This is a genomic window from Sulfurospirillum arcachonense DSM 9755 (genome assembly GCF_000597725.1).
In the GTDB taxonomy this organism is placed as follows: domain Bacteria; phylum Campylobacterota; class Campylobacteria; order Campylobacterales; family Sulfurospirillaceae; genus Sulfurospirillum_A; species Sulfurospirillum_A arcachonense.
The window spans coordinates 1-26,305 of record NZ_JFBL01000009.1 but is presented as its reverse complement, the minus strand read 5'-3'; the positions used below and the strand labels follow the sequence as shown (position 1 = coordinate 26,305).

The window sequence follows — 26,305 nt, the reverse complement described above, 5'->3', positions numbered from 1 at the left end:
AAAATTGATATAATACAGCAAAGATATATAGAGGGAAAAACTCCACATGAATTTAACACATTTAGATGAAAAAGACAGACCAAAAATGGTTGATGTATCTAACAAAGAAGATACAACAAGAATAGCTGTCGCAAGTGGTCAAATACAGATGAGTCAAGAAGCTTACAATATGATCGTAAGTGAAAAGACAAAAAAAGGGCCTGTCATCCAAACTGCTGTAATCGCAGCGATTTTAGGAACAAAAAAAACAAGTGACTTAATTCCAATGTGCCACCCTTTAATGCTAACTGGAGTAAACTGCGATGTTGATGAATTACCAGATCTTCCTGGCTTTAAACTCAGTGTTACAGCTAAACTCAAAGGACAAACTGGCGTTGAGATGGAAGCGCTCACAGGAACAAGCATAGGACTTTTAACTATCTATGATATGGCAAAAGCAATCGACAAATCTATGGTTATCTCAAACGTACGATTAGAATCAAAAAGTGGTGGAAAAAGTGGACAATTTACAAGAACTTAAATTAACTTACCCTTGTCATTGGGAATATAAAGCTATACTTGAAACACAACATGATATAAAAGAGATTGTAAAAAGTGTACTTAATGAGAGAGAACACTCTATAAAAAAATCGCAAAATAGTAAAAAAGGGAAATACGTTAGCTATACTATCAAAACTCTAGTGCATAATGATGATGATAGAAAAAGCGTTTTTGAAGAATTAAAACAACACCAATCAATTAAATTTGTGTTATAAAAAGGTTTATTATGGAATCAATACAAAATATTTTTAGTGCAACACTTAAAGAGAATAGTGACAAACCTAATCTTTTTTCGATTATAAGTGAATTAAGTTTTGAACTTTCAAAAAAGAAAATTCAAAGACTCAAAGATGATACTCACATACAAGTTCGTTTAGGGGAACTTTTTGAACTCTACACAAGAGCATTACAAACTCAAGAGCTTAAAAATGCACACAATATAGATGCCGTGATAGAAGGTCTTATAAAAGCTGCAAGTTATGATAAAGAAGAGTTCTTATATAAAACTATTTATGAAAAAGAACAGTTAGAAAAATCTATCATTGAGCAAAAAGAAAATATTAGAAACAATATAATTAGCACTTTTAACATACTTGAATCTCACATTGAAAATATGGAAGAAGATATATCCAAAGACTCTTTAACTGCCCTTCATGATGCAAAACTACGTGGAGTGGAAATGCTTGGTATTTTAAAAGAGACTACAAGTGAAGCATTTTTAACGACTTTAGAAAAAGCACATGATATTGAAGATACTATTTTTGAAATCACAAAAAATATCACATATCAAACTATCAACGAAGGTGATTTTACAAAAAGTCGTTTTTTAGATATATCAAGTAATATTATAAAAATAGCTATAGAAATAGCCGATGAAGACCATGGAAATGCAAAAGAATTACTCAATGGTTCTATTCATGGAACTAAAGAAGGTATGGCAAAAGCAATTGATAAATTTAAAAATGATTTAAAATTTGCACCAGAAGAGCTTTCCGAAGTTTTCGAAAATGATTTATCTACTATTAAAAAAACACTCATAAATATTGAAGAAGATTTCATCAAAATGCTAGAAGATGACAAAGAAACTTCTACTGGTCCTTCAAAAAAAATTATTAATGAAATTTTAGATTCTGAGTTTAACAACTCTTTTGCAAAAATAAAAAGGGTCACAGCAGAAGCTAGAGAAACTTTAAGTGAAAAAATAGAAGAGTTAAAAAATAGGCCTTACTTGGAAAATGGTTTTGTAAAAAAAGCTGAAAAGAAAATTGAAGAACTTGAAAAAGTTGCAAGTCAAAAAGTCAATTCTCTTAAAAACTTTGAATTTGAAAATGAAAAAGCAAAAAATGCTACAAAAGAAGCAAAAAGACTAGGAAATCATGCATGGTCAGTTGCTAAAAATGTTCTTGACGGTGCTTTTAAAGGTGCCAAAGACGCTATAAATAAAGATAAATAATGAAATAAAGAGTGTGCTTAAGCACACTCTTTATTTTAATGCGATATCAAAGTTGGAATCGTTGTATGTTCCAATAAATATTTTGCAGAACCTCCAAGCATCATCTCTTTGATGCCTTTATGTCCATATCCTCCAGCAACTATTAAATCAAAATTGCCTTTTTGTGCATTTTTTACTAATGCTTCACCAGGAATCAATGTTGTTTTAACAAGCTCAAACGTTGTATCTATATCATGCAGTTCTAAATAACTTTGTAAATCTTTAATACGTGAAAGTGTTTTTGTTGTAAAAGCTGAAGAAGATACAATATGAACTCTTTTAGCTTTTTTTAGTAAAGGAATCGCTTCAGATACTGCGCGAGAAGCTTCAGGAGAATTATTCCAAGCAATCATAATAGCTTCGGTTTTAAACTCTTTCATTTTTCTTGGTATAACCATTACAGGTTTACCACTTTCTCTTACACTTGCTTCAAAAGTTGCTGTTGAAACACCCTTAGGAGGAGCTGCAGCTATAACCATATCACAAAACTTTGATTGTTGTGCCACTAAAGTACTTCTCACCCCTATACCTACACTCACATGTGCTGTAGATTTACCTTCTAGTGGTAACTCATTAATTTGTATATCTAATTCTTTACAACATTGATTAAAAATAACTTTATGTTTATTAATCTCTTCTTCCATATTTTCAGCACTAATATCTTCTAAACGCTCTAAAACGATTGAAGAAAGTCCTACTCCCTTAGGAATTAAATGATTTATACTAGCTTGTGATACTAATATTTCTAAATGTGTATTAAAATATTTTGATACCAATAAAGCACCATATATTCTCTCTTCTAACTCTTTTCCACCACCTACAGGGAAAAACATTTTTTTTGCTACCATTATAACTCCTTATTTTCTTGAAAAAACTTATAAAATTTTCTACATTTTCTTCTTGCTTCATCCAAACTAATATGTTCAAATTTTACAATACTATCTTGCTTCATTTGAGAAAGTTTAAAACAATCTACTGGTATAACCGAACCAATTTTCGGATAACCACCTATCGTTTGTCGCTCTTTTAAAAGCACTATTGGTTCTCCATGACTTGGTATCTGAATTGCACCATAAGCAATAGCTTCTGATATAATCCCTTTACATGTAGACAATACTTTCTCACCACTAAGTCTATAACCCATTCTATCATTTTGTGACGTTACTTTATACTCCGAAGAGAAGAACTTATCACGCTCTACCTCATCAAATAAATCCCATTGGTACCCAGCAACAACTCTTAACGTTAAAACCTCATCATAATCTGGTTGATTTTTCAATGCTAATTTTTTATTGTCCTTAAAAACCTTACTCTGGTATGGCAAAAACTCCTTTACATGTAAAGGTTTTCCACCAATTCCTTCTTTTAAACAAACACTCGTACTTCCAAATTGTGGAATTATATCAAAACCTCCCACAACTCCAAGATAAATTCTCGCACCACTTGATGCAAAGCCTAAATTTAAGATATCTCCATCTTTTATCTCATAAGTTTTCCATATCTCTATAGGCTGATTATTGATTGAGGCATCTACCTTCGCTCCACTTAAAGCAAAAGTAGTATTTCCATTGGCTTTTAGTTTCACTCCACCAAAAACAATCTCTAAAGCATTTGTCCCATAATCATTACCAAGTAATCTATTTAACCAATGGTAAGAAAACTCATCCATAACTCCAGATTCAGTAACCCCAATACTTCCAAGACCTTTTCTTCCAGTATCTTGAACTGTAGCTAATATCCCAGCGTTAAGTACTTCAAAACCTGTCATAACTCACCACCCAGTTTTAAAAACTCTTCTTTTGAGATTGGCTCAAACTTCACTTTATCTCCAACTCTAAAATAAGAAAAACCTTCATAAGAAGTATCAAACATAAGAACTGGAGTTCTGCCTATGATTTGCCAACCTCCTGGACTCAATCTTGGATAAACTGCTGTTTGAGTATCTGCAATGCCTACACTTCCTTTTGGAACTTTGGCTCTGGGATTTGCAAGTCTGGCAGAAGCAATTCTCTCATCTACCTCTCCCATATAAGGAAAACCTGGGGCAAATCCTATTGCATATACAAAGTAAGTTCGCTGTGAATGTATATCAATAACATCTTGTACACTTAAATTTTTACTTATTGCTAACTCTTCTAAATCTAAACCAACATCACTTCCATAATAAACTGGCAATAGCATGTCTCTTGTAGACATCTCTGTGTCTAAGTATGAAACAATTTCTAATGCAACTTGTATCTCTTTACAAATTTGCTCATACGAAAAATTTATAAAATCATAAGAGATCAATAGTGATGTATATGATGGTATAAGTTCTGTAATACCAGGTAAATTCGCCTCTTTAAGAGTAAAAAACACTCTACGTACATCTTTTGCTGTATCAGCGTCTATTGTTTTACCAAAATAAATTATCAAGGAATCAACAGAAGCAACTTCAAATCTCATACCTACTCCTAACTTATATATTCTCTTAAAGCTTTCACTAAATCAACTGCTTTTTGATTATCTCCATGTACACACATAGAGTCTGCTTGCATAGCAATAATCTCTCCACTAATAGTCTTTAATTTTTTCTCTTCTTGAAGCATTTTAATACGCTCTATAATTTCATCTTTTGATTCAATAACTGAACCTTTTTCAACACGAGGAACAAGTAAACCTTCATTTGTATACGCACGATCTGCAAATACTTCATAAATAAGTCCAACACCATAAGATTTGGCTATCTTTTCATAATGGGCATTGTTATTTGTTGAGAGTATCATGAGTTTTAAGTTTTTATTGTATTTTGATAATGCTTTTACAAGAGCGATAAAAATATCTTCATCTTTCATCATATCGTTGTATAAAGCACCATGAGGTTTCACATACTCTATTTTTGTATTGTTTGATTTACATATAGCTTCTAATGCTCCACATTGATATATAACCATAGCTTCTATTTCTAAAGATGAACATTTCATGCTTCTTCTACCAAAACCAACCAAATCAGGATATCCAGGATGCGCTCCAATACTAACACCATTTTTTATAGCAAGCTCTACGGTATACTGCATAATAACAGGATCAGATGCATGAAATCCACACGCTATATTTGCACTATCAATAAAAGGCATGATAGCATCATCCATACCCATTTTCCATGAACCAAAACTCTCACCTAAATCGCAATTTAATTGTATTTTCATAAGATTCCTCTCTCTAAACTATTGCTTGTTTTAACTCTCTTAAAATATCTTCTTCTATATGCCACTCTTTCCCATCAACAGAGTGTGCTTGAACACCTTTTATGCCATCAACTGAGCCCAAAGATACTATATATGTCAAATACGCATCTACGTCTTTAAAAGAGGGCAAAATATCTTTTTTATAATGCTTTTCAAGATAAGCTATAAAACCATAACTTCCCCAGTTTGATACTGTCGCTATAATAGGAAAATCACAACAAACTTCACAAGGAACTAGTGATAAAAACTCTTTTACAGACTCTTTAAAATTCCCCATTCCAACTTCATTGCCACCATCACCTATTGCAAAAGTAGGTTTATTTTTTCCTGCAAGTTCAAATAATGCATCAAGAGGAGCAGTAAACTCTTTTATATCTATGCTTCTTGCATTTTCATATTTATTGTTACTGTTTCTTCCACATCTCTCAATAGAAATATGACAAATTGGTTTATGTACCTCAAGCAGTTCTAAATACTCTTTTTCGCTATGCCCTTCTATAGGAACATAAATAGTTTCAATCTCTTTAAAAAAATCTTTACAATACTCATCTGTTATGATTATTGCTTTATACCCTAAAGCATTTAAAGCTCTTGCTAAAAAGTAAGTTCCTATAGGACCATCTGTTTCAGCAAAACCTTTGACATAAAAACCTGTATATAAAAATACAGTTCCTTTTTCTAATTTTACAAAATTTTCTACAGCCTCTTTACAATGCTCTTTAGGATGTTTTTCTTGAAGTATATCCATGCCTCTTGTGGAGTGTTGGAGGATTACTTCATCTACACTTTTATACATAATAATCACTATCCTTTTTATCTGATACAAACATATGTCCTGGACTATGAGTAATAGCAAAAGGAAGTTTTACTTCTCTAAGAACATTTTGAGGAGTCACACCACAAGGCCAAAAAAGAGGAATCTCATCATCTTTAATTTCTACAGCATCACCATAATCAGGATTTTGCACATCTTTTATGCCTATCATTTCAGGATACCCTACTTGGATAGGAGTTCCATGCATATTTGGAAAATGGCTCGTTACAACACAAGCATCAGCTACTCTCTCTTTTTTTATAGGTCTCATAGAAACTACCATATTGCCTTTAAACATATCTACTGGTTCTAATTCTATATTAGTATCATACATCGTTACATTTGTTTTTAAATCTACATGGCGTAAAGAGATACCATTTTGTAAAAGTGATGTTTCAAAAGTAAAACTACACCCTATTAAGAAAAATACAAAATCGTCTTTATAGTACTCTTCTATACTTTTCACACTCTTTACTTTTTCGCCATTTTCGATAATATCATATGAAGGAAGTTCATTTAAAAGGTTTGCACCTTTTGCTAAAGTTTGTGAAAAATGAGAACCTTTTACTACTTCTAAAACAGGGATAGCTTTTGAATTTTTCTTTGCAAACTCTTCAAATGAGTCGGCATACTCTTTTGGTAAAACAACCATATTAGCTTGAACGTGCCCACTGCAATATCCTGCAGTGGGTTTATCAAACTCACCTTTTGCTATTTTCTCTCTAAACTCTTTTACTGTCATCAGAACCCTTTACAGTGTTTAATTGTAATGGTATTATATCTTATTATTCCACCATTTTAGCAGGTAAATATGTAGCTACTTCAGGGAATATAGTTACAATCATAACAATAAAAATCATAATAATGAAAAATGGGAAAGTTGCTTTTAAAATATAACTTATTTTTTCACCAGAAATACTTTGTATGACAAACAGAGAAAATCCAACAGGCGGTGTTATTTGTGAAAGCTCCACCATAAACACTAAAAATATACCAAACCATAAAGCATCAAAACCAGCCATAGTAATAATAGGCAATACAATAGGCAAAGTCATAACTACAATTGAAATTCCATCAAGTATCATTCCTAAAACTATATACATCAGTCCAATTACAAAAATAAGTACATATGGAGAAAGCCCAAGCCCACCAATAAACTCACTAATTGCTCTTGCAATCCCTAAAAAACCAACAACTTGAGATAAAAATCCAGCACCAGCAATAATAAAACTAATCATAACTGTAGTTTTCACTGAATTAAAAAGAGCCTCTTGAAAAATCTCTAAGTTAAAACTTTTAAAATAAATAGCCAAAACAATAGAACCTAATACTCCTAAAGCAGCAGCTTCAGTTGGTGTAGCAAATCCTCCATAAATACTTCCAAGAACTAAACCAATTAAAGAAAATATAGGTAATAAATCTTTAATAGATAAAAGTTTCTCTTTTAAAGTAAAAACTTCCTCTTGTGCTGGAACTGTCGTTTTATCAAAATAAGAGACTATCATGATATACACTGAGTATGAAGTTGCCAATAAAAGCCCTGGAAAAACTCCAGCTATAAAAAGTTTTCCAATAGAAACATCTGATAAAACACCATAAATAATCATAATCAAACTAGGAGGAATTAAAAATCCCAATGTTCCACTACCTGCAAGTGAACCTAGTGCTAGTTTTTTACTATATCCACGAGCTTTAAGTTCTCCTAGAGTTATCTTTCCAACAGTTGCTGTAGTAGCCGCTGAAGAGCCTGAAACTGCAGCAAAAAGTGAACAAGCCGCAACATTTACATGTAAAAGACGCCCAGGGACTTTTGAAAGCCATGGCATAAGACCATTGAGCAGTTTATTGGATATAGAAGAGCGGTACAATATCTCCCCCATCAAAATAAACATAGGAAGTGCGGCTAATGACCATGAGTTTAAAGAGTCATACAAACTCCCAGCCAATAAATCTCCTGCTTTTTGAAAAAGACTTATAGTAGGTGGAAGGTTATGTTCAAACAAAAACATTCCCGCAAGTCCTGTAAGCATAAGAGCTGAGCCAATCCAAATTGAACTCAACAGGAAAAAGAACATTATGCCTATCAAAACAACAGATAAAATAAGCGGATCAGCTATCATCACAAATCCTTTTATATGTAAAAACACAAGCTGCAATAATAAATAAGGTAATACCTATTGGCATAGGAATTTGTGTAAGATAAAGAGGTGTTTCTGAAACATTTTCTGATAACATTTCCATCTCTTTTGAATCTACCATGAATAACCAACAGTAGTATAAAACAAATACTAATACAAAGGTATTTAGAATCCCAGCAAATATATCTACATATCTTCTTTTCTCATCACTCAACCTAGCAGTTATAATGTTTATCCTGATATGCCCCTCTTCATTAAAAGTAAAAGCCAAACCAAAAAAAACAGCTGCTAAGTAAAAATATCCACTATATTCATCAGCAAGCATTGTCGAATAATCAAAAAAAGAGCGTCCTATAATTTCTGTCATTATCAAAATAACAAGTAAAACAAATAGCGTAGAAGAGATGTAAGCTCCCCAGCGGGAGAGCTTACTATTTACGGTTTCTAACCACTCTAACATTACTTGTACTCGTCAAAAATCTTTTTGATTGATGAATTTGCACCTTTTAAATATGTAGCTAATAGTTTTTTACCAATAGCATCTAACTCTTTTTTAAGCTGAGCACTTGGTTCATTTACCACCATACCATTATCTGAAAGCATTTTAAGTGCTATTGCATCTTCTTGTTTGCTTGCTTTCCATTGTATTTTTTCTATCTCTTTTGCTGCTTTTAATACTGCATTTTGTTGATTTTTATCTAAAGAATTCCAATAGTCCAAGTTAATTGTTACAGCTTGAAGAGGATATGCATAACCAATTTTTGTAAAATTCTTTAAAACTTCCCATAATTTTCCATCTTTACCAGAAGCTGAAGATGTTACAACACCATTTACCATTCCTGTTTGTAGTGCTGAATAAACCTCACCCCATGGAAGAGCAACAGCATTTCCACCAGCCATTTTTACAAAATTTGCTGAGTTTTTATCATACGTTCTTGCTTTTACATCTGAAAAGTCTTTTGTTGAAGCAATCGCTTTATTAGTATAAATCCCACTTGGTGGCCAAGTTACTGCGTAAAGCATTTTTTGATTCCACTTTTTTGCTACCATATCATAAGCTGGTTTTGAAATTTGATACAATTTATAAGCATCCTCATAACTAGATGCAATAAAAGGAAGTGCTGAAATCCCGAACACTTTACCTCCACCACTTGTAAAAGGTATAAACATATCTGTCATAGGAGCTGTTCCATCTTTAACTGCTTTTAAAGGATTTCCTTTTACTAAAGAACTTCCTGGATGTACCGTGATTTTTACGCTACCATCAGTGTATTGACTTACTAGACTTGCAAACTTTTGAGCACCTTTTGTATGAAAGTTATTTGCTCCATACTTTGCATTTAAATCTAGCTTTACATTTCCTGCAACAAGCACTGCACCTAATCCAGCAAGTAAAATCGCTTTTTTTAACATTATTTCTCCTTGGTTAGTTTTTTACATATTAATACATCCAAGTAGGGAATAGGAGGGGAAATGATGAAAAAAAGGATTAAAATTCAAAAAAAATCTCTTCATTTGTTACTTTTTAATACACTATTTTGCTATTATTCTTTTATGAAAAATATAATGCCTATACTACCAAGTTCTTGTAAGTCACTCCTTTGTAAATATCTTAATGAAGATATTTTTGAAAAATTAAAAGATAAAAAAACATCTCATAATTTCACCCTAAGTAACGCTATCAATTCTGGTGTACAAAACTTAGACAGTGGCATAGGAATATACGCAGGAGATGAAGAATCTTACTCTTTATTTGCTCCTTTATTTAATCCTATTATTAGTGATTACCATCATTTTGAAGCAGATGATAAACATAAAAGTAATCTCAATATAGATAATTTAAATGCACCTGATTTAGACCCCAAAAATGAGTTTATACTCTCAACACGTATTAGAGTTGGACGTAATCTCAAAGATATGCCTTTGGGTACGGCTATATCAAAAGAACAAAGATACATGGTAGAACAAAAAGTATCTGATGCCTTGCTTGAGTTACAAGGCTCCCTTCAAGGAAAGTATTATCACTTAAACTCTCTAAGTACAAAAGAACAAAAAGAGCTTACAGAAAATCACTTTTTATTTAAAGCTGGCGATAGATTTTTAGAAGCAGCAGGACTCAATAGAGATTGGCCAGAAGGAAGAGGAATTTATCATAACGATGAAAAAAACTTTCTTGTTTGGGTCAATGAAGAAGACCAACTACGAATCATCTCTATGCAAAAAGGTGGAGATATTCAAGCTGTATTTTCACGTTTAGTTGATGCTATACAACAAATAGAAAAAAGTATCTCTTTCTCTTACAATACTCACCTAGGATACATCACAAGCTGTCCGACAAATCTAGGTACAGCAATGCGAGCAAGTGTACATATAAAACTCCCAAAACTTTCATCAAATATGGAGTTATTTAAAAATATAACAGATAACTACCACTTACAAATAAGAGGCCTTCATGGAGAACATTCACAAAGTGAAAATGGCATATATGACATTAGTAACAAAAGACGATTAGGTATAACTGAGGTAGAGTGTGTGCAAAATATGTATGATGGGGTCAAAGCTCTTATTCAGCAAGAAAAAGAGTTAAATTAGTTTATAACCCACTTGAGGAACATTTTCTATAATCTCTAAAGGAAGTTTTTTCCTCAAATCTCTAATAAAACTTTTAAGAGCATCCATACTCATAGGTTTATCTCCCCATAATTCTTCTTCTATAGTATTATAATGAACAACATTTCCACTGCTAAGTTGTGTTAAAAACTTTACTTCTCTTAAACTCAGCGAAGTCTCTTGGTTGTAGAATTTCAAATTTAAATTATCAATATCCAAAAAAGTGTGCTCTCCTAAACGTATCAGACCCGTATACTTTCCATGTAAAGCATTATGAAGACCCTCTTCTAAACTCTGTGAACTAATAGGTTTTAAGATAAAGTGTTGTACATGAAGATTGATAAGTTGCATCAAATACTCTTCGCTATTATGAGCTGTAAGAAGGACTATTGGGGTTATAATATCTTCTTTTCTTATCTTCTTAATAAGCTCAATTCCGTCCATTAATGGCATCTCTATATCACAAAGGATAATATCTGGTCTATGCTCATAATAAGTATCTAAACCCTCTTCTCCATTACTAGCTTCGTACACCTCTTTAAAATAGAATTTCAAGGTATTTACAATATGCTTTCGAACACCACTTTCATCTTCCACACACAGAACACTCAAATCTTTATACATGTAAAACCCTCACTACAAACCTTGCGCCACCATTTTTATTACTTACAGACAACTCACCACTCATTTTTTCTTCTATTATCATTTTTGACATATATAATCCAAGTCCCGTTCCTGCTGACTTTTTAGTGCTAAAGTATGGATCATATATCTTTTGTATAATATCTTCTTTAATTCCACCACCATTATCACTCACGATAACTACTGCTTTATCATCTTCTGCATCAATAATTACAACAATAGTAGGTTTTAAAATAGCTCTTTGTATCAAAACATCTTTTGCATTTAAAATCAAATTCAAAACAACTTGTGCAAACTCTGATTTATATCCACTTGTGTGCAACTCTTCTTTTACATGTAAATCCAAAATGATATTTTCACTTTTTAAACTAGCACTTGCTAAACTAATCGCTTCTTCACAAGCCTCCTTCAAAGAGAAAACTTTTTTTGTTTTGGCAGGTTTGAAAAAATCTCTAAAATCATCTATTGTTTTAGACATATAAGAGATAAGTTTATTGCCATCTTTTGATTCTCTTTGTATAAAATCCTTATCTGCCTTATCAAATTTTGCAGCAGTTTCAAGTTCCATAAATATACCCGATATTTCACACAATGGCTGTCTCCACTGGTGAGCAATCATACTTATCATCTCTCCCATTTGAGCTAGTCGTGATTGATGAAGAAGTGCTTGGTCTTTTTTCTTTGCTTCACGTAAGGCTTCATTGATTCTGATTCTAAGTATTTTGTTAAAATCTTTGAGGGCCTCTTCTTTTTTTGAAACATTTTCTCTGTAACTTGTAAATACTCTAACAATATTTTTAGAAATCAAGTAACTCACCAATCCAACAAGAATCATTAAAGAAAAAGCAATGAGCAAAATAATCCGTACATATTTATCAATTTTACGTTCTAATTTCAGTTTTTTCTCATAAATTGATGACTCGATATCATCAACATAAAGACCTGTTCCTATCACCCAACCCCACTCTTTGTCTAAAGCTAAAAAACCAATTTTTTTTCTAGGTGCCTCAAACTCAGGTTTTGCCCAATAGTATTCAAGAAAACCACCCTCTTCATTTTGTTTTGCTATATTGATAAACTTTTGAAATATTTTTGCACCAGTAGCATCGGTATTATTAGTATCATCATGTCCAATACTAGATCTTCTAAAAGGATGGGCTACGAGATGATGAGAAGTATCGTGAACCCAAACATATCCATTGGTTTCATAACGAACACTCTCTATCCAGTCTATTACTTGTATTTTTAATTTTTCTAAAATCTCTTCTTCATACTTATCAATAGTTTCATTACTTATTTTCACACCACTTTTTGAGAGTGCACGAAACTTATCATAGGCTCGTTTTAACTCTATCTCTCGGTGATAATTTATATAATCTAAAACTTTTTTATTTTCATTTTTTAAAATATTTTTTTGTCGTAAAATATACTCTTTTTCAAGTTCAATACTTTCTTCATGAAAGTTGCTATATTGTGTGTTTACAAAAAAATAAATAATCAAAAGTGCAAATAAAGATACAGCAATAATCGGTGTTGCTATTATAAGCCGTGGTAAATCTTTTTCATTAAACATATAGCATTATAATCTATGAGTGATTAAATAGCTTTAAAAGCTATATCCTCTTTTTTTAAAGTTGTTTCATAACCTTTAGATGGATTTAAAGGAATTAAAAAAGATAAACCAAAAGAGAACAGAGCAATAATAGCCCCAATAGTAAACACTAAAGAGTGAGAATATAACCAAATAATCCCTAACAATGCAGGTAAAATAACTGCGGCAATATGATTGATAGTAAAACTCACAGCACTAGCACTTGATAAATCTTTTGGGTCTGCAATCTTTTGAAAATATGTTTTTAAAGCAATAGCCATAGAAAAAAGCAGATGATCTACAACATATAAACCATATGCAACATACAAATTATCTACAAAAGCATAAGAAACAAATACCAGTACAAGTCCGAGATATTCCAATCTTAATGTCCGTCTTTCTCCAAACTTTGATATAAACTTCCCAATTTGAGGAGCAAAAAATATATTTAAGATTGAATTGACAAAAAGAAGTGAAACCATGTGATGTATATCTACACCAAATTTTTCAACCAACAAGAAACTAGCAAAAACCATAAATATTTGCCTTCTCGCTCCTGCTAAAAAAGTCAGCACATAAAAAAGCCAATACTCTTTTTTTAATTTAATTTTGTTTTCTTGAATAACATCGTCTTTAAAATGTTCAAAAAATATCCAAGCAAAAATAGCGATTACAAAACTAACTCCACCAAAAAACAAATAAACATGTTTATAATCAACACTATAAAACTTCATCATCATAAATATAAGAGCATATACTACTAAACTGGTCAATGACCTTGCAGCAGTGATTTTGCCTAGGATAATTGGAGCTTTTCTTTTTTCCAACCACTGTAAAGATAAAGATTGGTTCAGTGTTGCTTGATAGTGAAATCCTATGGACATAATAACAGTCGTTACATAAAGACCAAGTGCACTAGGATACATACCAGTGAATGCTACACCAAGACCTAATAACATCATAGAGAGATATGCTAATCGTTGTTGTTGAATAAATATGAGAACAAGAATAATGCCAAAAGACAAAAATCCAGGAATTTCTCGAATACTCTGCAGCAAGCCTATTTGACTACCATCAAAAGCTGCTACTTCTATAACAAAGTTATTTAAAAGCGATGCCCAAGCAGAAAAAGAGAACACCATAGATATAGATAAGATATAAAGTAAAGCTGTACGTGATTTAAAAAAGTCTTTTGTCATAAATTTCCGTTTTTCACGTATTATATCTTTTCTAGAACTAAAGTAACCCTATATACCTAGAGTAAGTAAAAAATGAAATGTTTTTAAAAGTTAAGTATATATCTTACTTTATATTAGAAGCCAAAGCCAACATATTTGAGTTTTTTACCTCAAAATTTGAACATCTTTGACAAATTTCTTCACCACTTTTATAAGAAAAAGCACATTTACACACTTTGCAAACTCTTAATTCATGTTCACAAAGTACCTCAATCTTATCATATGCAAAATCTATCAAATCAAACTTTACATTTTGGCTTTTTATCGATTGAGTTTTGCAGATATCTTCACATATCCCACACCCTATGCACTTACCCATTTGAAAAAATATTTTTGTTTTTTTCTTATCATAATTCAACGCTTCACTAGGACAAAATGTTACACACTCCCCACAATTAGTACAGCTCTCATCAATCTTTTTTTGATGTGAAAAACTCAGTATTTGATTTATTACGGTTTCATTTACATCTAAAAGGTTCTCTTTTAAACTCTTTTTGACTCTATCTAAACTCTTTACATGTAAATCTATTTCATCCTTTACATGTAAAGGTTTTATTAGACTTCTAAAAAATGCTCTTCTAGCCAATAAAGGCTTAGTTTCTATCTCAAAACTTTTTTTCACTTTTAACGCTGAAATCTTTTCTAAAACAACATTTGCTTCATCTATATTTTTTTCTATAAAACTCTGTACTTTTTGATTTGTATTTATTTCACAATCTTTACATGTAAACAGATTACATGTAAAGCTTTTTTGAGATTCAAGTGCCATAGTGATATAATCAAACTGAGTATATTTTGCAAGGCACGATTGCTGATTTTCACAACTAAGCATGGGATTATCTTCATAAAGCATTTTTTGTATAGGTTTTACTACACTCTGTCCTACTAAAAACAAAGAACCTGTCGGACACGAACCAATACAAACCCCACAGCTAGTACACTTTTTGGTTTCTAATGTTAATTTTTTTCTAACAAAGACAAAAGCATTTTCAGGACAAATCTCTAAACATTTTTTACAGTCATTATGAGCATACTCATTTCTTAAACAACTCAACCTGTCATAAGTAAAAAATCCTGCTCTTTGTATATACTCTTCTTTAGACATCTTCACTCTTCAAATAATCATAGTCTGCTATCAAAAATTCTGCACTAAAATCACATAAATCTCTATAAAAAGGTGTTTTAGCCATATCTTTGATACCTAAAAAGTAGATAGGTGCCCATTTTAAAAGGTGCTCTTCTAAAAATCTAATTTGTACTTTTTTTTCATTTCTTTGCACCAAATTTTGCATAAAAGCACACTCTAAAGCTATGTGATCTGGAGCATTTATTTTAGAAGGTAAAAGATTTAACTCATACCCATGTGAAAAGTAAAACTGCATCACTGGATTTTGAAGACCTACTTGTACCTCATCTTTATCATCCATAACAAACGATTCTACTGGAATTGAATTCATCAAAAACAAAGAGCTAAAATCTCTATTTAATAGTTGTGTCAACTCCTCTTGAGAAGTCTTTTGAAACCACTCAAGAGCTTCTACAGATATCATCTCTAAAAACTCTGTATTTTCTTTTAACTCTTCTATAAATTGCTCTTCCATAATATCTGTAAATACCAAAGAAAGAAAAGCATATATATACTCTCTTTGTCTATCTTCCACCTTATAAACACCCTTTAAAGAAGCTTTTTTTAGGTGGTGGTGGTGATTTAAAATCTGTTGCTAAGATTGTGTCTCCATCAAGCTTGCCAATAATCTCTACTTCATTTCTATTAATGGCTACATCTAATTTATATCTTTGAAGACCATCAAGTTTGATATCATAATACTTCCCTTCATCATGAACAAAAAGCACTAATTCATCTATAACCTTATCACCAAAATCCCACTTCTTAAAGCAATCTCCTTCTCCACATACACTACTCTCCAAACGACAATCAGTAAAAAGACCACTATTTGCACACCATTTTGAAGTTAAAAAACCCTTTTTACTATCTTGCGCAACTAAAGATGAAGCAAATAAAACAACTGTTAAAACCAAAAGTAACTTTTTCATTATTTCACCTCCGCTTTCAAGCTTTGCAAATAAACAACTAAGTCATTTCGACTCTTCTCATCCAACCACTCATAACTTGGCATTGTCGAAGTTCTTATACCCTTCTCATCAACATCATACCAAGTAAAGTTTTTATGTGCATTTCTATTGTATCCAGCCACCACTACTGCACTTGGCTCTACTATAGACTCCATCAAATACTCTTTTGTTGAATATCCACCTATATTAGAAAGGTTCGGGGCCATAAAATCAGGTGCCATATTTACATTTTTATATCTATGACAAGCAGCACAATTTTCAAGTGCTAATTTTTCACCATTATTCACATCACCTTTTGACTTTTCATTGAGCAAATCAATCAGTTTTTCACCACCACTTTTTCCAACTACCTTAACCCCTATCCAAGAACTCAGTAGTTTTAAACCATCTCTATTTTTTTTATCTCCATCCCATATAGCAAATGCTATAGGAAAAGCCCCTTTATTAAGATTGAGATAAGAGGATTTTAATGGTAAAGACAAGCTACCTTTCCAGTAACCATTTTTATAAACCATCTGCATTTTACTAGATTCACTGCCATCTTTAATCTGAGTCATTGAGCGAAAACCTTCCGAGATAAAAACCCTTTGATAATCACTAATAGCAGTCTCTTTTACTTTAATTCTATACTTTTGTATATCTTCATGAAAAGCATTTTGATTGTTTTCATTTACCTGATGATATACATCGTTATTGCCATTAGGCTCATAGGTAAATCCTGTGGCTTTTTGAAGATGAACAACTACACTTCTTCCAACACTTCCCATACCAATATATGGTAATTTTTTGCTATCTTTATACGAAGTTGGAAACTGTACGGCAAAACCATCACCATAAGAAGTTGTGCTATATCCTTCTTGAATACTTTTACTTTCATCTTTCCATTTGATTAAAAAAGAGATATTTTTACCATCTGTAATAGCTTTTACTCTAAGTTTTTTTGCACTATTATCCGCATTCATCGCATTTGCATCAAGATCATTGAGTTTTATTGTCGTTTGAGGGTAAACAATCACATCTTGATAACTCGTACTCAACCAAGCTTTTGATGTCGGCCCAATGTCTGATACATTTCCTGGTATTTTCATCGCTTTTATACTGTTACTTGCTATAAGTGAACTACCTATAAAACTGAGTGTTATAAGTACTTTAAGTAAATTTTTCATGAGTCTCCCCCTTTAGCATTTGAAGGCATAAAAAACTTCATTGTATTGCTATTCTTTCCTGCACTATAACGCTCATCTAATAGTTTTTTGGGAGTTAAGCTGTGCTTTTTGGCATACTCTTTATAATACCCACTATCGAGTCTAAACATATCTTCGTGATTATAAGCGATTAACAAATCCATCAATTCGCTTTTACCAGTATCTTTGCGTTTTTGCATTTCTGTTTTTACTGTTTTGATAGCTTGGTGTACTTCTGAGCCAAAAAGTTTTTCTAACTCTTCAGTAGGGATTCTATTACTTCCCTCTATTATTTTCCCATGCGCATCAAATTTTGGAGGTGCTTCAGTTGGAGGAACATAGTACACATTAGGCTCTGTCCCCTTATCACTTCTTAAAGGAAGAGCTACTTTATACTTATGAACAAGTTTATGAACTTGCCCCTCTTCATCATCTAAAAAACCTACAAAACGGATACGACCTACACACTGTTGTGCACAAGCAGGAGGTAATCCTTGCTCGACTCTAGGAAAACACAAGATACATTTTTCACTTTTTGAAATTTTTGGATTAAAATAGATTTTTTTATAAGGACATCCTGCTATACAGTATCTATACCCCTGACATCTATCCAAATCTACCAAAACAACACCATCTTGATCTCTTTTAAAAATAGCATCTCTTGGACAGGCACTTAAGCATCCTGGATTTGTACAGTGATTACATATCCGAGGAATATAAAAGAAATAATTATCTTGAGGAAAATCTCCAGCACCCTCATCTTCATCCCAATTTGGACCCCATGTAGGCTCAATATTTGGTTTAAATTCAGCCCCACTTGCAAGCTCATCATGGTTATAGTCCCAAGGAACTCCATAATTTCCCTCGATAGAAGGAACTCTTCCTGGCTGTAAATCACCAGCAGAGTCAAATCCACCACCTAATTCTTGCCATTTTTTAGGGTACCCAACGCCTGGATAGGTTTCGACATTATTCCAGTACATATACTCTCTGCCGTTTCTATTTGTCCATTGTGTTTTACAAGAAACTGTACAAGTTTGACAGCCAATACATTTGTTTAAATCCATTACCATTGCTAACTGACGCTGACTCATCTTACTGCCTCCTTTTTACTGAGCAAAGCCCAGAAAAAATTCCTCGTGATTAAAGCACGAAATAATATTTCTGTATATTTCATTATACAATAGCCTTTTCAAAATTGACTGCTCCATCATAAGCATACTGATTTCCATCCCATAAGCCACCAAACTTCAAATGACCCCAACCATCTGCCATCTCTAAAAGATTTAAACCTGTTGGTACCACTTCATTATGACCCTTTTTATTTCTGTACATGTAAGGCTCCCAGCCATGCTCCATAACCAATCCATCAGGAGGACAGGATGAGCTTACTTTAGCCATAGCAAAGAACTCCCCAAGCTGGTTAAATACTCTTATCTCTTCACCATCTTGTATGCCTTTGATAGCCGCAACTTTACGGTTTACTTGAATATATGGTTTCCCGCGCTGAAGTCTTTGAAGTGTTCTACTTGCTTTATAATTTGAGTGAATCGACCATCTTGCATGTGGCGTCATCATCACAAATGGATGAGAAGCAGTATCAGGACGAATTCCTTTCATACCCGTATTTGTCATCGCTCCCATTTTGATATACAATTCATGGTCTACATAAAATGTTTGACGTCCACTAAGAGTCTCAAAAGGTACAAACTTATACAAATGGTCTTCATTGGAATTAAAAGGACGATCAGCGTACAGAGGTGAAGTTTTTGCTGCTTTTTCATTAAGCTGTAAAAAACCTCCACCCTTATACATCTTTTCAATCGTCCAAGGCTCATACTGTTCAACATTTTCAAGAGCTGCAACAACTGCTTGTTTATCAGTTCCTAAATACGGCTCCATCTCTGATTCACTCTCTTCATCAGTATTTGTATACTCTTTATGAAAGATAGAAAGGTCATGAAAACCATCTCTCGCATAATTTTTATCATCTGGTACTTTTGCGTACTCTATATTTTCTGGCTTATTGGCTATCTCTTCGAGTTTTTTAGCCAAGAGGCTAAACATACTCCACTCATCCATCGCTTCACCAACTCTTTTGAGATTCGCTGAAGGTTGGGCTAAATTTGTAAACCTATGATAACCAGGAGAAGTTCTCAAATCCCATACCTCATAGTGAGATTTTGCAGGAAGTAGAATATCTGCGTAGATTGCCGTTTCACTCATACGAGTATCTACATAAGCAAAATATTTCATCTTCCTCAAAAATGCTTCTCTATAATCACTCCCTTTGTTTCTTCTAAACTTAGAATCAGCAACTATTAAAGCAACTTCTGGTGACCAGTGGGGTTTAACGCCTTTTACTTTGCCATCTTCCCCTTCTTCAAGCAGAGCATTGACTACTTGCATATACTCATCTTTACTCATGCCATTTTGTGCACGTTTTACATCTTCATCTTTAAAATACTTATCAAAAGTATTCATTCCATCACCAAAGATAAACTCTCCAACAAAACCTGAACCAAAACGAGGATTATATTTTCCAGCAAAACCACCAAGTTGCCCCATACCACTTAACTGAAACTCATTTTCCGTATTGAGTCCTCCATAAGGGCCCATACGACCAGTAATTCCACAAATAGAAGCTATATTCCAGATAGACATCATGCCATTGAAATACTTATTTAAACTAAATCCCGTCGTGATTTCGACTACTTTTGGAAGGGCAATATCTCGTGCAAGTTGCGCTACAGTATCAGGATGAACTCCCGTATCTTCTTGTGTCATTTCAGGGCTAAATTTTTCTGAACTTTTTTTGAAAATCTCAAAGGCTGTTGTCACAAAGACTTTTTCACCCTCTATCTCTATCTCCCACTCACCCTCTAAGGCAGGCTCTATATTAAAATCACTCAATCTTAGTGTCTTAACATCACTTCCTTCACTTCCTGGCATGAGTGCTGGTTTATTCTCTTTTTCATTCCAACAGTAAAATTGTTCTTCATACTTCTCATGCTCATGTTCATCTTTTGCATGTTCTATATCACTACGCCTTAACATTTTCATGTTGTCTTTGCGAACTAAAAATGTTAAGTCTGTATAGTGTTTCATAAATGCTGGTTTAAACATCTTTTTATGGAGTATCTCATAAATAATGCTCATAGCCAAGATATTATCACTCCCTGCTTTTAAAGGTATCCAAAGATCCGCTGACTTTGCACTTGCATTAAACTCTGGAGTTATTACAATAACCTTTGCCCCGTTGTATTTCCCTTCCCATACAAAATGGGCATCAGGAATTCTTGAGACACTCGGATTTCCTCCCCAAAAAACTGCAGTGTTTACTGTGTACATAAAATCATAGGTACAACCAAGGTTTCCTTCTCCATAAGCAATAGCAGCCCCACTGAACATATCTCCTAAATAAGAAGCAGGGTAAATTCTCACCGCTCCAAGTTGAGTTGAGAAACGAAGAGGCGCTGCACGACGACCTTCTGTTAAAAGACCTGTTCCTGCATGTACCATCAATTTACTAGGACCCTTATCTTCATCTACCATCACATCCCATATATTTTGTGCTACTTCAGTTGCCGCTTCATCCCAGCTAATTCTTTCCCACTCTCCAGCACCCCTCTCACCTACTCTTTTCATAGGGTATAAAATTCTATCTTTTTCATACATTATTTGAGAGTGCTGCACCCCTTTGTTACATCCTCTTGGATTAAAATCAGGGATTTGTGCATTGATAGATGGGTATTTTGCAGATTGGTTTTCTCTTGTTACTACGCCATTATTTGACCAAACTTCCCAAGCACAGTTTCCTTGACAATTGACACAATGATACGCATAACCATGCTCTTCTTTTTTGCCATAAGAAAAATCAAATTCATTTCTATACATATTTTCTGTATAAGTTGTATTAGGATAATTCTCTTTTGCATTTTCTATTGAATTTATAGTAGTCTTAGCAAATAAATTCCCTTGTGAAGCAACTATAGCTGCAGTAGCTCCCGATAACTTTAAAAAATCTCTTCTTTTCTCATCCCTCATTTTTATCTCCTTATCGGTAAATTCATATCATTGCCCCACTCATCCCAACTACCTGTATAAACTTTAGCATTAGGATAGCCTAAAAGCTCTAAAGCTGTGATGATATGAGAACTTCTACCTGCTCCAACATGACAATAGGCATATATTTTTTTATCTTTTGTAATACCATATTTATCAAAAACTTTTTGAAGCCTATCTAACTCTTGAAAAGATAACTCTTTATCAAAATCTGTTATGTTTTTCCACTCTATAAAAACAGCCCCTGGTATATGACCACCTCTGGCTACATTATCAAGTTTTCGCTCACCCATGACTTCTGTAAAACCTCTGGTATCTATAATCTTATACTCAGAGTCTTTTCCATTTTTTAATATATCTTTCACTGCATCTAAAACTTCATGCTTACTAGCAATGTAATCATAATTTATTTTTTTGGTATCAATTTTATAATGACCATTTTTTTGTTTTGGCTCAGCTCCTTTGATTACTAAAAGTTTTTTTGCCTGTTTTTTCATTTTATCTTTTGTTTCATCTATCAACATTTTTGGTGCTTTTGATTTTTGTAATGCTTTTAACTCATTTTTTAATTTATCATATACTCTTTGTTGAGGGTCAATTGCCATAATAGCACTTCTACCACCATCAAGAATTTTTATATTTTTATGTCCCCAACTTTTAAAAAATGCATATACTCCTGTGGCATTTGGTCCTCTAAAGTTATCATAGGCAATCACTAAAGTATCATTACTAATACCTTTTGAACTTATGTATTTTTCAGCTTCATCTGGGCACATAAAAAGAGGTGCACAATGCATATGCCCAGTAGAGTCAGAATGATGCAAATGATGTGCAAACATTTCAACAGAACCTTTTATATGACCTGTTTTAAATATATCTGCACCATCACCAGAAACAAACATCACATCTTGCTTATTAATCAACTTTATGGCTTCTTTTGCAGATATAAGGATATCTCCTGCAAAGGATAAGTTGACACTTAAAATAGCTATAAATATTATTTTGTACCACTTTGACATATTGCCTCCTTTAATGACTATAGTATTTATTTTAAAACTTATAAGCTTTAGTTATCTTAAAACTCTTTCATTCTTATTAAAAAGTTACTTTGTGATTACATATTTAAACTAAATTTATTTATTATTATATGCAAACACAAAAAAATTTGATAATATAAACAAAACAATAAAAGGTACAAGATGAATAATAGTCAAATCATCGAAAAATCTCTTCTCTCTATTATCGTAAGTGGAAATTATCTAAGTACATATGAAATAGTAAAATTAGGAGAACCTCTTGATATAGAATTAGCTCATAAAAAAAGGTCACTCATTTTGCAAACATTATTTATACAAGCAAGAAATACAAATCAAGAAAAAAGACTTACTAACAAAATACTTACCTTATTAGATAAAAAAGAAGAAACTTACAATACATTGGCAAAAAACTATAAAAATAGTGCAACTATTATAGGTCAATGGATACAAAAAATACATTCCACAAAAATGCTCATTCAAAAAGGAGTTGTTTATGGATAAAAAGAAAGTTGAGTTTGGATCAACAAAACATCCAAATAACAAAGCTCCTTATGCTAAAAAAGTTATTGCAATAAGCAGTGGAAAAGGTGGTGTAGGGAAAAGTACGATAAGTGCTAATGTTTCAGTTGCTCTTGCACAAAAAGGTTATAAAGTAGGATTACTGGATGCTGATGTTTATGGACCAAGCATTCCTAGACTTTTTGGTATAGAAAATGAGAAATTACAATGGAATGAAAAAAACAAAATTATCCCAAGTGAAAACTTTGGTGTAAAAATCATGAGTGTTGGTCTTACAACACCCTCTTACGACACTCCTTTAGTATGGAGAAGCTCCGTTGCAGTATCTGCGCTCATGCAATTTTTAGAGGATGTAGAGTGGGGAGAATTAGACTTTTTAATTATAGATATGCCACCAGGCACAGGCGACATACAGCTAAGTATGGCTGAAGAATTACCTCTTTTTGGAGCTATTTTAGTAACCACACCACAAACTATCTCCTGTGACGATGTAAGCCGTGCTGTAATGATGTTTAAAGATGTACATGTAAAGATATTAGGCATAGTAGAAAATATGAGTTATTTTATAACCCCTGATACTCATAAACGGTATAATATTTTCGGAAAAGATGGTGCAAAAAATATTTGCAAAAAATATAATCTCAATCTACTAGGACAAATACCTCTAGAAATGACTATAAGAGAGATGAGCGACAATGGAAAAATTCCTATTGCCTTAGCCAATGATAAAATAAAAGAGAATTATAAAAATATTGTGACAAAGATATTAGAAGAGGTTTAAAACCTCTTCTAGTTTAAATGAGAATTAGTATCTGTATCTTAGAGATAAACGAATGTTTTGTGCAGTTTCAACAGCACCAGGAGTCACTTTAACATCCATAGGTGTACCTGTTGAGCCAAAGAACATATCACTACCAGTATAATCATAATCCATACGAGTATATCTGATTTGTCCTGTTAGGAATTTACTTACAATAGGAAAATTGTAATAAATTTCATAGGCATCACCACGAGTTGCTAATTTAGAACCAGCTAAAGTATCTTCACCATAAGTGAAACTTCTCCAATATTTGCTACCATGATTATACTCTATACCAAATCTATCACTATCCATAAAACCAGGCATATTAACACCAACATAGTAAGATGATCCTGTTTCTGATTTTGTTGAACCTAACATTTCTTTCATTGATCCAATTGTTCCTACATTATCAACAATTACATTATGTGCTGAACCTGCTTCTGGATCAGTTTTACTAAATGCATAAGATGCAAAGAAAATTGTATCATCTAAAAAGTCTGAAATTTCATCACCGATACCATTAACCTGAACAGATAATGAACCTCCTGATAAATCACCAACATCTGTTAAATTAACATTATATCCAGCAGCTGGACTAGTACCATTTGTATATGCAAAATTTGCACCCATCATACTATAACCTTGAAAATAATTACCCATAACTTTATATTGTCCATCATCATAAAACTGTACTAACAATCCTGCTAAGTCCATATTAGCTGAATCATAGTTACTTTGAGCATATGGTGTATAAGTAGTACTAGGACTTACTGAATTAAGAACTGGGAAACCTGTAAAAGTTGGATATTTTGCATTCGCATTAGAATTACCTCTACCTAAACATATTTTAAAATACATTCCCGATATACCAGTTAATTTATCAAAATCAAACTTAAAACTAGCTCCATCAAATTCCATATTAATATTGTGTCCTACAGGAGATGAAGGGTAAGGATTATCAGCTCTTAAATTTGTCATAAAACCATCCGTAGATGGACGACGACCAAAACTAGCAGTATAAGCCATATCACCCATATTGCCAAAATATAAAAAATATGCTTCTTTTAAACGAATATTACTATCTCCACTAGGCGTTTGACTTGAAAACCAATCCATGTTTTGAAAACCATTATTAGAAGGAGCGGCATTTTGTCCATAAGCTTTATACATTCCCAAAGCACCTTTAAAAACCAAATTATCGATTGGTTGTGCTGCCATGCCTAATGTTAGTTTATTAGTCCATAATTCATTACTAACATCATTTGCACCATCAATTTTATAGTCCAACATATCATATGCTGTTCTAAAATCAACACTCCATTTAATATTATCACCAGCACTATGTGCCTTAACCTCTGAAAGTTGAGATTTAAGCGCATCTATATTTATCTTTGATTGAGCTTCTTTAAGCTCTGCCATTTGCGCTTTTAAAGCAGCTATCTCAGCTCTTAGCGAATCCTCTGCCATTGCAGTTGTTGCTAGTGTTGCCCCAACTAACATTGGTATAATAAACTTCTTCATCATATCTCCTCCGAAAATATTTGTTGTATTTAAAGTCGAATTCACAACGACTAATTATTTATTAATAAAATTAATAATTCATTTGTATACAAAATTTAAACTTATCACAATTTAAATCAGCCTCAAATTTCTCTAATTAATAAATAGTAGCCAAATTTAAATAAATTTAAATTTAAATCAAAATAAAACCGTCAATATAATTTAACCTTTTTGAAAAAATAACGTATATTTCACAATAAAAGAAAATTTAAAAGAACAAAATGTAAATAAATATTTACTTTTATAGTCAAAAAATAAATTAAATTTTTAAAAAAGCTTAAAATATAACAAAAATATTAATAGAAAGAAAAGTATGTACTAAGAGTAACATGTAAAGAAATAAATAATAGTAATTTATGATTGATATTAATAAGTAAATAAAGGAATTGTGAACGAATATTAGTTTGTATTGAATAAATATGTATAAAGAAGAAGAAATAACGCGAACCGGCGGCGACCTACGTTTCCGTCCCAGTAAGGGAGAGTATCATCGGCGATGAAGAGCTTAGCTTCCTGGTTCGAAATGGGACAGGGCGTTTCCTCTTCTCTATAGCCACCGGAAAGCGTTAAGTAAATATACATTATATACTTACTTCACGCTTCTAGTGCGTTTAAGAATTATCTTGATTGTCAAAGAAGTAAAAACTACTTTCTTTGCGAAGCAATAGCTTTAGTGCTTGAGTAATAACTGGACTTTGTTCAGTTTTTACGAGCATTAAATTTTTATGCTTAACAAGGAAGTGATGTTTATT

The 26,305-nt window shown here is 32.6% G+C and carries 26 protein-coding genes and 1 rRNA gene; 6 read left to right on the top strand and 21 right to left on the bottom strand.

Annotation, left to right across the window (positions count from 1 at the left end; genetic code table 11):
• The first annotated feature begins 46 nt into the window (after positions 1-46).
• Genes moaC through K354_RS0108195 form a run of 3 tightly spaced genes read left to right on the top strand, consistent with a single transcriptional unit; the run spans position 47 to position 1,993 of the window.
• Positions 47-520, top strand: a complete 474-nt coding sequence (gene moaC, locus K354_RS0108205) for a cyclic pyranopterin monophosphate synthase MoaC (protein WP_024955022.1) — start codon at positions 47-49, stop codon at positions 518-520.
• Positions 498-755 (top strand): HP0495 family protein, encoded by a 258-nt coding sequence (locus K354_RS0108200; RefSeq protein ID WP_024955021.1) that lies wholly within the window; start codon positions 498-500, stop codon positions 753-755. Before moaC ends, K354_RS0108200 begins: the two co-directional genes overlap by 23 nt.
• An 11-nt stretch (positions 756-766) precedes the next feature.
• The gene (locus K354_RS0108195) at positions 767-1,993 is read left to right on the top strand and encodes a hypothetical protein (RefSeq protein WP_024955020.1); all 1,227 of its coding nucleotides are present in this window, start codon (positions 767-769) and stop codon (positions 1,991-1,993) included.
• 35 nt (positions 1,994-2,028) lie between these two features.
• Here K354_RS0108195 and K354_RS0108190 read toward each other — a convergent pair whose 3' ends face one another.
• From K354_RS0108190 to K354_RS0108150, 9 genes are read right to left on the bottom strand one after another with little or no spacing between them, the layout of a single operon-like run.
• Positions 2,029-2,880 carry a universal stress protein gene (locus tag K354_RS0108190; protein WP_024955019.1) on the bottom strand — a complete coding sequence of 284 codons (852 nt, stop codon included), beginning with the start codon at positions 2,878-2,880 and terminating at the stop codon, positions 2,029-2,031.
• Complete coding sequence (locus K354_RS0108185) at positions 2,880-3,800, bottom strand: 5-oxoprolinase subunit C family protein (protein WP_024955018.1); 921 nt, start codon at positions 3,798-3,800, stop codon at positions 2,880-2,882. The genes K354_RS0108190 and K354_RS0108185 overlap by 1 nt, the downstream gene beginning before the upstream one ends.
• A complete protein-coding gene (pxpB, locus tag K354_RS0108180) occupies positions 3,797-4,477 on the bottom strand; it encodes a 5-oxoprolinase subunit PxpB (protein ID WP_024955017.1) in 681 nt (226 codons plus the stop codon). Before pxpB ends, K354_RS0108185 begins: the two co-directional genes overlap by 4 nt.
• Before the next feature lie 8 nt (positions 4,478-4,485).
• Complete coding sequence (locus tag K354_RS0108175; RefSeq protein ID WP_024955016.1) at positions 4,486-5,220, bottom strand: 5-oxoprolinase subunit PxpA; 735 nt, start codon at positions 5,218-5,220, stop codon at positions 4,486-4,488.
• Between the two features lie 13 nt (positions 5,221-5,233).
• Positions 5,234-6,055 carry a DUF4392 domain-containing protein gene (locus K354_RS0108170; RefSeq protein WP_037940523.1) on the bottom strand — a complete coding sequence of 274 codons (822 nt, stop codon included), beginning with the start codon at positions 6,053-6,055 and terminating at the stop codon, positions 5,234-5,236.
• A complete protein-coding gene (locus K354_RS0108165; RefSeq protein ID WP_024955014.1) occupies positions 6,048-6,815 on the bottom strand; it encodes a putative hydro-lyase in 768 nt (255 codons plus the stop codon). The genes K354_RS0108170 and K354_RS0108165 overlap by 8 nt, the downstream gene beginning before the upstream one ends.
• A gap of 43 nt (positions 6,816-6,858) precedes the next feature.
• Positions 6,859-8,193: a TRAP transporter large permease gene (locus tag K354_RS0108160; protein WP_024955013.1), complete on the bottom strand. Its 1,335-nt coding sequence runs from the start codon at positions 8,191-8,193 to the stop codon at positions 6,859-6,861.
• Complete coding sequence (locus K354_RS0108155; protein ID WP_024955012.1) at positions 8,183-8,671, bottom strand: TRAP transporter small permease subunit; 489 nt, start codon at positions 8,669-8,671, stop codon at positions 8,183-8,185. Before K354_RS0108155 ends, K354_RS0108160 begins: the two co-directional genes overlap by 11 nt.
• Entirely contained in the window at positions 8,671-9,624 is a 954-nt protein-coding gene (locus K354_RS0108150; protein ID WP_024955011.1) for a TRAP transporter substrate-binding protein, read from the bottom strand. The genes K354_RS0108155 and K354_RS0108150 overlap by 1 nt, the downstream gene beginning before the upstream one ends.
• A 63-nt stretch (positions 9,625-9,687) precedes the next feature.
• Here K354_RS0108150 and K354_RS0108145 point away from each other — a divergent pair, with 63 nt between their 5' ends.
• Positions 9,688-10,803 (top strand): phosphagen kinase, encoded by a 1,116-nt coding sequence (locus K354_RS0108145; protein WP_245600592.1) that lies wholly within the window; start codon positions 9,688-9,690, stop codon positions 10,801-10,803.
• Here the strand turns inward: K354_RS0108145 and K354_RS0108140 are convergent.
• The 10 genes from K354_RS0108140 to K354_RS0108090 form a co-directional block, all read right to left on the bottom strand.
• Positions 10,795-11,445 carry a response regulator transcription factor gene (locus K354_RS0108140; protein WP_024955009.1) on the bottom strand — a complete coding sequence of 217 codons (651 nt, stop codon included), beginning with the start codon at positions 11,443-11,445 and terminating at the stop codon, positions 10,795-10,797. The genes K354_RS0108145 and K354_RS0108140 overlap by 9 nt on opposite strands.
• On the bottom strand, positions 11,438-13,036 hold the full coding sequence (locus K354_RS0108135; RefSeq protein WP_024955008.1) for a sensor histidine kinase: 1,599 nt from the start codon (positions 13,034-13,036) through the stop codon (positions 11,438-11,440). The genes K354_RS0108140 and K354_RS0108135 overlap by 8 nt, the downstream gene beginning before the upstream one ends.
• A gap of 23 nt (positions 13,037-13,059) precedes the next feature.
• Entirely contained in the window at positions 13,060-14,253 is a 1,194-nt protein-coding gene (locus K354_RS0108130) for an MFS transporter (RefSeq protein ID WP_024955007.1), read from the bottom strand.
• A gap of 103 nt (positions 14,254-14,356) precedes the next feature.
• On the bottom strand, positions 14,357-15,397 hold the full coding sequence (locus tag K354_RS0108125) for a DUF362 domain-containing protein (RefSeq protein ID WP_024955006.1): 1,041 nt from the start codon (positions 15,395-15,397) through the stop codon (positions 14,357-14,359).
• Positions 15,390-15,953, bottom strand: coding sequence for a TorD/DmsD family molecular chaperone (locus K354_RS0108120; RefSeq protein ID WP_024955005.1), 564 nt, complete (start codon positions 15,951-15,953; stop codon positions 15,390-15,392). Before K354_RS0108120 ends, K354_RS0108125 begins: the two co-directional genes overlap by 8 nt.
• Before the next feature lies 1 nt (position 15,954).
• The gene (locus K354_RS0108115; protein WP_024955004.1) at positions 15,955-16,347 is read right to left on the bottom strand and encodes a hypothetical protein; all 393 of its coding nucleotides are present in this window, start codon (positions 16,345-16,347) and stop codon (positions 15,955-15,957) included.
• Positions 16,347-17,552 carry an ethylbenzene dehydrogenase-related protein gene (locus K354_RS0108110; protein WP_024955003.1) on the bottom strand — a complete coding sequence of 402 codons (1,206 nt, stop codon included), beginning with the start codon at positions 17,550-17,552 and terminating at the stop codon, positions 16,347-16,349. The genes K354_RS0108115 and K354_RS0108110 overlap by 1 nt, the downstream gene beginning before the upstream one ends.
• The gene (locus K354_RS0108105) at positions 17,549-18,664 is read right to left on the bottom strand and encodes a DMSO reductase family iron-sulfur subunit (protein WP_024955002.1); all 1,116 of its coding nucleotides are present in this window, start codon (positions 18,662-18,664) and stop codon (positions 17,549-17,551) included. The genes K354_RS0108110 and K354_RS0108105 overlap by 4 nt, the downstream gene beginning before the upstream one ends.
• Positions 18,665-18,746: 82 nt before the next feature.
• A complete protein-coding gene (locus tag K354_RS0108095) occupies positions 18,747-21,617 on the bottom strand; it encodes a molybdopterin-dependent oxidoreductase (protein WP_024955001.1) in 2,871 nt (956 codons plus the stop codon).
• A 2-nt stretch (positions 21,618-21,619) separates the two neighbouring features.
• Positions 21,620-22,654 (bottom strand): sulfurtransferase, encoded by a 1,035-nt coding sequence (locus tag K354_RS0108090; RefSeq protein WP_024955000.1) that lies wholly within the window; start codon positions 22,652-22,654, stop codon positions 21,620-21,622.
• A 180-nt stretch (positions 22,655-22,834) separates the two neighbouring features.
• Between K354_RS0108090 and K354_RS0108085 the strand changes: the two genes are divergently transcribed.
• Positions 22,835-23,173 (top strand): hypothetical protein, encoded by a 339-nt coding sequence (locus tag K354_RS0108085; protein WP_024954999.1) that lies wholly within the window; start codon positions 22,835-22,837, stop codon positions 23,171-23,173.
• Positions 23,166-23,972 (top strand): Mrp/NBP35 family ATP-binding protein, encoded by an 807-nt coding sequence (locus tag K354_RS0108080; protein WP_024954998.1) that lies wholly within the window; start codon positions 23,166-23,168, stop codon positions 23,970-23,972. Before K354_RS0108085 ends, K354_RS0108080 begins: the two co-directional genes overlap by 8 nt.
• A 24-nt stretch (positions 23,973-23,996) precedes the next feature.
• On the opposite strand, the gene K354_RS0108075 is transcribed toward K354_RS0108080, so the two are convergent.
• Both K354_RS0108075 and rrf read right to left on the bottom strand, forming a co-directional pair.
• Positions 23,997-25,514, bottom strand: a complete 1,518-nt coding sequence (locus K354_RS0108075) for a DUF3373 family protein (protein ID WP_024954997.1) — start codon at positions 25,512-25,514, stop codon at positions 23,997-23,999.
• 484 nt (positions 25,515-25,998) lie between these two features.
• Positions 25,999-26,114: ribosomal RNA gene (rrf, locus tag K354_RS0108070) — 5S ribosomal RNA — on the bottom strand.
• Between the last annotated feature and the right edge of the window lie 191 nt (positions 26,115-26,305).

Coding starts and splice junctions, on each gene's coding strand:
- moaC (WP_024955022.1), top strand. CDS start 47: ATGAATTTAACACATTTAGATGAAAAAGACAGACCAAAAATGGTTGAT.
- K354_RS0108195 (WP_024955020.1), top strand. CDS start 767: ATGGAATCAATACAAAATATTTTTAGTGCAACACTTAAAGAGAATAGT.
- K354_RS0108190 (WP_024955019.1), bottom strand. CDS start 2,880: ATGGTAGCAAAAAAAATGTTTTTCCCTGTAGGTGGTGGAAAAGAGTTA.
- K354_RS0108185 (WP_024955018.1), bottom strand. CDS start 3,800: ATGACAGGTTTTGAAGTACTTAACGCTGGGATATTAGCTACAGTTCAA.
- pxpB (WP_024955017.1), bottom strand. CDS start 4,477: ATGAGATTTGAAGTTGCTTCTGTTGATTCCTTGATAATTTATTTTGGT.
- K354_RS0108175 (WP_024955016.1), bottom strand. CDS start 5,220: ATGAAAATACAATTAAATTGCGATTTAGGTGAGAGTTTTGGTTCATGG.
- K354_RS0108170 (WP_037940523.1), bottom strand. CDS start 6,055: ATGTATAAAAGTGTAGATGAAGTAATCCTCCAACACTCCACAAGAGGC.
- K354_RS0108165 (WP_024955014.1), bottom strand. CDS start 6,815: ATGACAGTAAAAGAGTTTAGAGAGAAAATAGCAAAAGGTGAGTTTGAT.
- K354_RS0108160 (WP_024955013.1), bottom strand. CDS start 8,193: ATGATAGCTGATCCGCTTATTTTATCTGTTGTTTTGATAGGCATAATG.
- K354_RS0108155 (WP_024955012.1), bottom strand. CDS start 8,671: ATGTTAGAGTGGTTAGAAACCGTAAATAGTAAGCTCTCCCGCTGGGGA.
- K354_RS0108150 (WP_024955011.1), bottom strand. CDS start 9,624: ATGTTAAAAAAAGCGATTTTACTTGCTGGATTAGGTGCAGTGCTTGTT.
- K354_RS0108145 (WP_245600592.1), top strand. CDS start 9,688: ATGAAAAAAAGGATTAAAATTCAAAAAAAATCTCTTCATTTGTTACTT.
- K354_RS0108140 (WP_024955009.1), bottom strand. CDS start 11,445: ATGTATAAAGATTTGAGTGTTCTGTGTGTGGAAGATGAAAGTGGTGTT.
- K354_RS0108135 (WP_024955008.1), bottom strand. CDS start 13,036: ATGTTTAATGAAAAAGATTTACCACGGCTTATAATAGCAACACCGATT.
- K354_RS0108130 (WP_024955007.1), bottom strand. CDS start 14,253: ATGACAAAAGACTTTTTTAAATCACGTACAGCTTTACTTTATATCTTA.
- K354_RS0108125 (WP_024955006.1), bottom strand. CDS start 15,397: ATGTCTAAAGAAGAGTATATACAAAGAGCAGGATTTTTTACTTATGAC.
- K354_RS0108115 (WP_024955004.1), bottom strand. CDS start 16,347: ATGAAAAAGTTACTTTTGGTTTTAACAGTTGTTTTATTTGCTTCATCT.
- K354_RS0108110 (WP_024955003.1), bottom strand. CDS start 17,552: ATGAAAAATTTACTTAAAGTACTTATAACACTCAGTTTTATAGGTAGT.
- K354_RS0108105 (WP_024955002.1), bottom strand. CDS start 18,664: ATGAGTCAGCGTCAGTTAGCAATGGTAATGGATTTAAACAAATGTATT.
- K354_RS0108095 (WP_024955001.1), bottom strand. CDS start 21,617: ATGAGGGATGAGAAAAGAAGAGATTTTTTAAAGTTATCGGGAGCTACT.
- K354_RS0108090 (WP_024955000.1), bottom strand. CDS start 22,654: ATGTCAAAGTGGTACAAAATAATATTTATAGCTATTTTAAGTGTCAAC.
- K354_RS0108085 (WP_024954999.1), top strand. CDS start 22,835: ATGAATAATAGTCAAATCATCGAAAAATCTCTTCTCTCTATTATCGTA.
- K354_RS0108080 (WP_024954998.1), top strand. CDS start 23,166: ATGGATAAAAAGAAAGTTGAGTTTGGATCAACAAAACATCCAAATAAC.
- K354_RS0108075 (WP_024954997.1), bottom strand. CDS start 25,514: ATGAAGAAGTTTATTATACCAATGTTAGTTGGGGCAACACTAGCAACA.